An 8,315-nucleotide genomic window follows, 5' to 3' on the forward strand; every position below is an offset into this window, starting at 1 on the left:
CTCACTCTCACCCTAGCTAGTGCCACTGCCTTTGAAAATGTCATTGGTGGTAGCCTCAATGACACGATTGTGGGCAATACTCTGGCTAATTCTCTCACCGGTGGGGCTGGTAATGATAGTCTATCTGGTGGAGACGGTGATGACACACTGATTGGTGGCAGCGGCACTGACACAATGACCGATGGTGCGGGTAACGACATTTACCGATTCTTGAGTGTATCAGATAGTCAGGTCGGTGCTGCGCGGGACGTACTTACAGATTTCACTCCTGGATTTGATAAGATTGACCTATCGGCGATCGATGCCAATACTACTATAGCGGGTGATCAAGCTTTCACTTTTGTTGGTACTGGTGCCATTGGTATTGGCGGTCAAGTCAACTACTTTATTTCTGGTAGCAGTTTGATTGTTCAGGCAGAAATTGAGGGAGATGGTAACTTAACTGTTGATATGCAAATTCAACTCAATGGTGGATTATCTGCGATTGCGGCAACAGACTTTATCCTCTAGTCTGTGACTAATTGCACTTTTTAATCTCACGTTAGAGACAGTAAAATCTACTCCTCGGCGTGAGATTAATATTTAGTCGGATGAAACATCAACACCATAATAGCCAGAAATTACTGTAATTTGATGGGCGGAGTCGGACTCGAACCGACATGAGGGGCTGCCTCGCCACATTTTGAGTGTGGTGCGTCTACCAATTTCGCCATTCGCCCTTGGCATTAGTTTTATCATTATAACCCATTTTTGGCCCTTTTAACAAATTTTGATAATCGGGGGAACTGGCCCAACGATCGATTTCTCGCGCGCGCAGGACGGGGAGGGGATGGGTTAACTGTTGAGTTTGCAAACCCTTTAACATTTCGCCCATTTCCGAGGCGCTGACGGCATCGTAGGACTTGGCCTGATCGATAAAAGCCTCTAAATTTAATAAAGGTGCCAGACTGGGGGAACCTCCGGCTAACTTCATTAACACCGACATGACGATTTTTGGGTCTTGAACTGCCAATAAAGCCGCTCGATCGCAACTAAACTCGGCGCAGCGCACCCATGCTAACATTCTCTCCTGTAGGGATCGTGCTAACATTGTCCCCCAATTGGGCAGTAATCCCGCCGCTAGGACCATAATATTGGCTAAAGTCAGATAAACGCCGTGTTCACATTTGAGATGTCCTAATTCGTGGGCGATTACCGCTTGAATTTCTGCGGGAGTCAGCATTTCAATTAGGGAAGTGTGCATCACCATAAACGGTTTTTTGCCGCGCATGGCGAAGGTATAGGCGTTAGGAACGGGGTTTTGTTGAATGTATAATTGAGGTGGTTCTAAGTCGAGAATTCGGCAAGCTTCTAGGAGGAGATTATGCAGGTCGGGTAATTGTTTTTCCCCCACCAAAACACTAGCAGCAATATTATTTAAGTAAAAGAATTCCTCAGCGACGGAACCTAACAAACTTCTCACGGCTATATCTAACCCAGGCAACTGTTTAAGGGAGTTAGTGGCCTCTAGGTCGATGGGATGCCGAAAATCATTGGCTTTTAAGCCGAGTAATAACTGTTTTGATAATTCCATATTCTTATTCATTTAACCAAGCTTTGACGCGTTCTAAACTTTTCCAATCGGGTTTTCTAGCCAAACCATCAGCGATATTTTCATCCACTTCTTGGCGAACTTCTTTGTTTAAACTAACTAATTGTTGCACCAGTTCGATATGTTCTCTAACTCCGGCGGTTTTGGTTTCTAACATAGCTAAAACCAAATTGATCCGGTTTTGGGGGGAAACTTTATCGAGTTTAACGGCTTTTTGGGCGGCTTTTAGGGCTAATTCCGGTTTATCGGTGAGCATATATAACCAAGCTAAACAGGACCAAACGGCGGCATTTTTCGGACTGCGATCGCTTAATTGTTTAAATTCCGGCAATAAACTGGCGGCGCTTTCTCCCTGTTGGTAGCGTTCTAAACCTTGTTCGAGGGTAAAATTGGCGGTTTCTGTCATTTTCAGCTGCGGGGTTAATCAAGGAGCAAATTTAACGGTTATCGGCGTATTACACAAAGCTAGTACAAATCACCTTCATCTAGTATTTTAGCAAAATTTGTCCCCTTGTCAGCAAAATTTTAAAAGACGATGCCCCGTTCTCGCCAGATCATCAATAGGCCACTCATTGAAACGAATAACATCACTGCTTGTTTAAATTGCTGGGGACTCATTCTTTCTAAAACTTTTTGTCCTAACCAATTGCCCGGCCAGGCCGCTAATCCTAACAATAAACCGTAACCGAGAAAAGGCAGATGTAAAACTCCAAAGGCTGCGTAGGCGATTAATTTCGCCACATGAACTACGACCATGTGAACGGATTTCGTTGCCACCATTGGTTCTTTAACTAGCCCATAGTTAATATAAAACAGGTTCATCATCGGGCCGGTACTACCGACTAATCCTGACAAGAAAGCGTAGATAAATCCCGAGGGCATAAAATACCAAGTTTTAATCTCAAAAAAAGGATTTTCTTGTTGGGGAAATAATTGTTTAAGCGAGGATAAAACCAGAAAGATTCCCAAAACTAGCGGCAACCATTTGAATTGTAAATGGGCAAAGACAAAAGCACCGAGGGTAGATCCCATAATTGCCCCAGGTAGATACCACGCCGTCGAGGGCCAGTCAATGGCGCGCCAATACATTCCCATGCGTTGGACGTTACCGAGTAGCATCCCCGTGGTTAAAACTGGAGGAATGACGGCAGCATCGAGAAACCAACCTAAAACGGGGAGTAGAATCAGGGGACTACCCCCACCAGCCAGGGTGCTAAAAAACCAAGCTAGACTACCTGCCAACATCAAGGTAACAATGATCATCGAGTTGTAAAGTTAATTCACAAAGAGTTACTTAATCTATTATGATATCTTCTTTGGGATCTTCATCGGTATAATGCCATTCCACATTGGGCATAGCCTCGAAAGCTTGCCGGACGTAATCTTCCCAGAGTTTCCGCATTTTAGCTAGGTAGGGATCTCCCAAACGCAATTGTAACTTATGACGTAGGCTTAGGCTATTAGCTTCATACATACTCAAATAGATAGGTGGACCGACGGAAATATTCGATTTCATGGTCGAATCGATCGAAAGTAAGGCACATTTGGCCATTTCCTCTAGGGGTGTATCATAGGTAATGGTGCGATCAAGAATCGGTTTACCGTATTTAGTTTCACCTATCTGTAAAAAGGGCGTTTCTTTGGTGGCTTGAATATGATTTCCCTGGGGATAAATCAGGAATAATTGCGGTTCTTCTCCTTTAATTTGTCCCCCAAGAATAAAGTTACATTGAAAATCAATATTATCTTTTTCTAGCCAAGTCCTTTCCCTAGCTTGTACTTGACGACTTTTATCACCGATATAGTGGGCTATATCGTAGAGATGATTCAGAGAATGAAGACTTTTATCCTCTTGATTGTGCAGATCTCTTTTTAGTTCGTGAATCACTCCTTGGCTAATCGATAAATTCCCCGATGTGCAGACCATAATTACCCTTTCTCCCGACACCGAAAAGTCAAATAATTTCCGATAGGCCGAGATATAATCGACTCCCGCATTCGTGCGAGAATCTGCCCCCATAACAATGCCAAAACGATTGATAATTCCTAAACAGTAAGTCATTTTCAGTAATCAGTGAACAGTAATCAGTAATCAGTGAGCAGTAATCAGTGAGCAGTAATCAGTGAACAGTAAACAGTAATTAGTGAAGATTGATCGGTGAATAATATCATTTAAAGCTTAAAACTTAAAAATTTAATCTGATAACTAATCACTGATAACTGCTCGGTGAATAATATCATTTAAAACCTAAAACTTATCACTTTAATCTGATAACTGATAACTGATAACTGATAACTGATAACTGATCACTGATCACTGATAACTGATAACTGATAACTGATAACTGATCACTGATCACTGATAACTGATAACTGATAACTGATAACTGATAACTGATAACTGATAACTGATAACTGAATTAAGCCATAACCATACCACCATCGACGTTAAAGACTTGACCAGTGATATAAATAGCGGCGGGATCGGCGGCTAAAAAACGCACCATCCCGGCGACTTCTTCCGGTTTTCCGTAACGGGAGAGGGGGATATATTTGAGAATTTCATCTGCTTTGAGGTCATGAGTCATATCAGTTTCAATAAAGCCGGGGGCCACGGCATTAACAGTGATGCCTCGACTGGCAAATTCCTTGGCTAAAGTTTTCGTTAAACCGATAACACCGGCTTTAGCGGCGCTGTAATTAGATTGACCCGGATTACCCATCAAACCGGATACAGAAGTGATGTTAATTATGCGGCCGCTTTTCTGTTTTAACATCAATTTACCGACGGCACGAGTGCAGAGAAAAACCCCGGTTAAATTGAGATCGATGACCGCTTGCCAGTCTTCTAATTTCATTCTTAACATTAGGGTATCCCGGGTAATACCAGCATTATTAACTAAGACATCAATATGACCGAATTTTTCCTTGGTACTGTCCACTAAATTATCCACTTCTTCGCTTTTAGCCACATCTGCTTGTAGTGCTATGGCCTTTCCCCCGGCCGCGGTAATTTCTTCGACAACGGCATCGGCAGCACTGCTAGATTTAGCATAGTTCACCACTACAGTAGCACCCTGGCTGGCTAATTCCAATGCGATCGCTTTGCCGATCCCTCGCGAGGCCCCGGTTACTATGGCTACTTTGTCTTGTAAATGCTGGCATTCTGCGGGTAATAGTTTCATAATTTTCTGCATTCCCCAAATAATCGTCAAATCTCAAGAGAAAACTTTGTACTGATAACTTTGCTCAAAACACTTCATTATCTCACAAGCGGGTTAATCTGACCGCAGCAATCCTCAAGCGCAATCGCTCTGTCCCCACTTTCCTGTATAGTATCAGGGAGAATTGGCCGCCACTAATTGATCGAGTTGTTGCTGCATCAAATAACAGACTTTCTCATAACATTCGCGTACATAACGGCGGTCCCGGGCCGCTTTTTTGCCGTAACGTTCAAAAATAATTGGGGGACAAACCCGGGTATGTATCGGTACGGGTAAGGGAATATTCGGCAAGGGACCGATAGCTAGTCCCCAGGGTAAACCGAAATAGATGGGACAGGTCCCGGGGTCAATACCGAAAGGCCAAGGCATACCCTGTTTATGCAATTCTTTTAATTGAGGATAAATATCGTCGAGGACAAACAGAGTCGAGTGAGCGCCGTGGGAAATGGCGGGAATAATCGGCACTTCGTACTGTAAAGCTAGTTTAACAAAAGCTTGATTACCGGCAAAATGAATTTTATTTCTTAAACTGTGGGGACGGAAAACATCCGTAGCACCTCCGGGATAAATTAGGACACTAGCGCCACTATCCAAAGCGGCGATCGCCATTTTCGGATGTGCGTGAACGGCCCCCATTTGGGTCGCTAGACTAGCTTGGGGTGGGAAAAATCGCCAGACTCGCGAATCCATCAAACCATAGACTAAGCGATCGCTGCCAAAGCGTTGAAACCAATCATACATCATCATAAACATATCGGGAGCCGCTAAACCGCCGTTATGGGAGCCGATGAATAATACTTGTCCTGAGGGGGGAATATTTTCCCAACCATCGGTTTCGACGCGAAAATAATGGTGATAAAACCAATCCAGAAGGGGGACAAATTTTTCGATCACTTGCGGATCGCGATCCTCTAATGACCAACCGGTGAGGGTATCAACAGGGGCCTTAGCCGCTTCTAGGGATAATTCGGCAAAAGTCGCCGTAGATGAGACAAAAGAACTAAAAATCTGCATTGATGCCCAGTGGATAATTTAAGCGCATCTTATTATCGCAAATTTCGGTTAAAAAACCCATCGTTTGAGAACGGCTTTCCTTGATAATTTTATCATTTTTAATGTCTAATCTTCACAGTTGAACCAATTTTTATCTAATAACTGTTCTAAACTGTAAGGGCATTCTGAGGGAAAATCGCCAAAAAAACCAGTTTTTTGTTGAACATAATCGAAAGCATCCTGATAGATTATCGGTAATTCCTCAGCTAAATAATTCTGTAAATTTGCTGTTAAAGATTTTCTTAATTGCGTGCGAAACCTGATAATTTCCGCTCGCCAATGATTCCCATTTATTTCTGCTTCTGTTGTCCAATATTGTAAAAGTAATAAATGCCTGATTACTTGTTCAAGTAAGCTACTGACTCGGTTTTTATCTCTTTTACTCAAGCTTTCTAATTCCTCAATTAAATGGATTATATCTAATTCATCTAAGCGATTTTCCTTGAGGATTTTTATTGTTTCCTCTAACCAAAGATGTTGATCAATTTCGTAAAGTAGGGGCAGGGTTTCTCCTCCCTCTACTTGCCAGGGATTCTGATTTAAAGTTTTCATTGGGTTGTTGGCGGTTTTTAATAGGAAATAAGCACCCTCATATATATATTAGGCCACTTTCTCCTAATTTTGATATTGACACGGGAAAAATTACCGCCCCTCCTTACAGTAACTAACTGCCATTATCCCTAAATAAATGTAAAAAAGATTAATTTTCGCCAAAATAGTTGACTTTACACTCCTCCTGTGGTGCGGTGCGCTTCAAAGTAGGTTGGGTTGAAGCATGAAACCCAACGCTAGAAACGACTCTAAGACCGATAGTATTTCAGCTAGGGAAAGGATGTTTCCATTCAATTAATTTCTAAGCACGAGTAGAGAGATTTTTGGCGTGGTTGAAGGAATAGAGGACGGTTTACGCAATCCCCTCGCCTTCGGTTTCCCCCTTTGAAAGAGGAGGTAGGGGGGATACCTAATACCATTTTTCAAAAGTAATGGCAGAGATGGTTAATTACCCTCACCCCCAATCCCTCTCCCAGAAAAGAAGAAAAGAGTAATATACTTGCCACCAATAAAGAAAAATGGTATAAGAAGTTATTTTTCAATTCTTGATTAGGAGCTATAAACCCAATTTTTCCGTAGGTTAAGTTTTTAGTTTTTACATAAAGAAACATTTTCATTGATGCCGGTTTTACCCGTTAATATCCAGCCTTCTTGTGGTGATTTTATGGCCACCCAGTTCAGATTATCATTGGTGGTAAAGATCATTAAAGGAAATGATTCCCCTTGAACAATTTGTCCACTTTTAACGATGCCTAAATGACGGGAATTAGTGGTAGAGTCTTCATAAATTATTAAGCCATTTTTCACGGAACTATTAACGCGCAAGCAAGGAACAGTTCCTAAAGAGGTGTTATAGGCAGTAACAGTATTAGTGCCTTTGAATTGACCATTTATCCAACAGCCATATTGTATGTTTCCCGAACCTATTTGATTGATGTCATTATCTAATCTCCACCAGTAGGTTTCTTGTTGTTTCTTCTCTGCATTGGGGGTGTCAACTTCGCCAAAACATAATTGCTGTAATTCTAGTCCTGCTCCTAAGTCCATATTGGAGAAACCGAAATCTATATTTGCATCGGTTAATTTATCCCAACGTTGCCATAGTGTCCAGCCTGTTTGGGGTTGATTATTGGAACCATTCGGATCGCCTATTTCTGCTTGTGTTTTTATGGAGAAAAGGTTGATCAAGCTATAAATTGTTAAACTGAGTAAGCTGGTTTTTACAATGTTCGACATTCTCATCTTGAATTATTGTTTAGAGGAGTAATAGAAAGTAGATCTTGTAGGGTGCGTTAGGCGGCCACTAATTCTGTCAAAAAAAAACAAATTTATAATCCGCCGCAACGCACCATCTCCATTATCAATGTTGTTTTCTATTCAACGAATTGTACTACAGGTCACAAGTCTTTTGGCAACTTTATGCACTGCGTTAACCCCAACATCAAAACAATGAGAAAAAGGGAGGTGCCCTTGGGGTGCTGTCATTAAATTAAAGGTAAAGGTATCTGGGTATTCCCAATTCTCCCTCCTCCAGCCGACGCGATAAGCGAACTTCTCCAAAATCCGATGATTATAGTCGAACTCATACAATTCTTTATCCGATGCACTTCTCCACCCCTCACTTCTCTTGAGACTCTCAAGATTTCTTTGCAAAGATGTACCGCCGAGACTCTCATAGATGTCTTTCTGGACACTGAAGCCAAACTTACCCTGACTATAGTGTAGCCAGAGTTGGTTGATAGTCCGTAAATCTTCACAAGGAAGATTATCGATTATCGGGGAGCATCTCACTTACGCGATGAGTAATTATACTTAGCCTAAAAGCCACTCTTAATCGTGTCTTGGAACGAAATAGAGGCTTTTAAAGACCGCGTACATGGAGAATTAAAACAAGA

The 8,315-nt window shown here is 42.0% G+C and carries 9 protein-coding genes, 1 tRNA gene and 1 pseudogene; 1 reads left to right on the top strand and 10 read right to left on the bottom strand.

Going from position 1 to position 8,315, the window contains the following annotated elements:
- Positions 1 to 510, top strand: a 510-nt coding sequence (locus EWV66_RS01515; RefSeq protein WP_287107874.1) for a M10 family metallopeptidase C-terminal domain-containing protein, incomplete at its 5' end; no start/stop codon positions are given.
- 124 nt (positions 511 to 634) lie between these two features.
- Here EWV66_RS01515 and EWV66_RS01520 read toward each other — a convergent pair.
- The 10 genes and pseudogenes from EWV66_RS01520 to EWV66_RS01565 form a co-directional block, all read right to left on the bottom strand.
- A tRNA-Leu gene (locus tag EWV66_RS01520) sits at positions 635 to 719 on the bottom strand.
- Complete coding sequence (locus tag EWV66_RS01525; RefSeq protein ID WP_170863945.1) at positions 698 to 1,585, bottom strand: M48 family metallopeptidase; 888 nt, start codon at positions 1,583 to 1,585, stop codon at positions 698 to 700. The genes EWV66_RS01520 and EWV66_RS01525 overlap by 22 nt, the downstream gene beginning before the upstream one ends.
- Entirely contained in the window at positions 1,578 to 1,997 is a 420-nt protein-coding gene (locus EWV66_RS01530) for a tetratricopeptide repeat protein (RefSeq protein WP_002766728.1), read from the bottom strand. Before EWV66_RS01530 ends, EWV66_RS01525 begins: the two co-directional genes overlap by 8 nt.
- A gap of 119 nt (positions 1,998 to 2,116) precedes the next feature.
- Positions 2,117 to 2,854, bottom strand: coding sequence for a sulfite exporter TauE/SafE family protein (locus EWV66_RS01535; RefSeq protein ID WP_287107875.1), 738 nt, complete (start codon positions 2,852 to 2,854; stop codon positions 2,117 to 2,119).
- A gap of 31 nt (positions 2,855 to 2,885) precedes the next feature.
- Positions 2,886 to 3,653, bottom strand: a complete 768-nt coding sequence (locus EWV66_RS01540; protein ID WP_052276735.1) for a proteasome-type protease — start codon at positions 3,651 to 3,653, stop codon at positions 2,886 to 2,888.
- Between the two features lie 358 nt (positions 3,654 to 4,011).
- Complete coding sequence (gene fabG / locus EWV66_RS01545; RefSeq protein ID WP_002766731.1) at positions 4,012 to 4,788, bottom strand: 3-oxoacyl-[acyl-carrier-protein] reductase; 777 nt, start codon at positions 4,786 to 4,788, stop codon at positions 4,012 to 4,014.
- Between the two features lie 141 nt (positions 4,789 to 4,929).
- On the bottom strand, positions 4,930 to 5,829 hold the full coding sequence (locus EWV66_RS01550; protein WP_052276736.1) for a lysophospholipid acyltransferase family protein: 900 nt from the start codon (positions 5,827 to 5,829) through the stop codon (positions 4,930 to 4,932).
- 105 nt (positions 5,830 to 5,934) lie between these two features.
- Positions 5,935 to 6,420: a DUF29 domain-containing protein gene (locus tag EWV66_RS01555; RefSeq protein ID WP_052276737.1), complete on the bottom strand. Its 486-nt coding sequence runs from the start codon at positions 6,418 to 6,420 to the stop codon at positions 5,935 to 5,937.
- A 588-nt stretch (positions 6,421 to 7,008) separates the two neighbouring features.
- Entirely contained in the window at positions 7,009 to 7,656 is a 648-nt protein-coding gene (locus EWV66_RS01560; RefSeq protein ID WP_249264946.1) for an SH3 domain-containing protein, read from the bottom strand.
- Between the two features lie 141 nt (positions 7,657 to 7,797).
- Positions 7,798 to 8,193, bottom strand: a pseudogene (locus EWV66_RS01565) (GUN4 domain-containing protein); the annotation flags it as partial.
- Between the last annotated feature and the right edge of the window lie 122 nt (positions 8,194 to 8,315).

Source organism: Microcystis sp. M_OC_Ca_00000000_C217Col (assembly GCF_007095585.1).
In the GTDB taxonomy this organism is placed as follows: domain Bacteria; phylum Cyanobacteriota; class Cyanobacteriia; order Cyanobacteriales; family Microcystaceae; genus Microcystis; species Microcystis panniformis.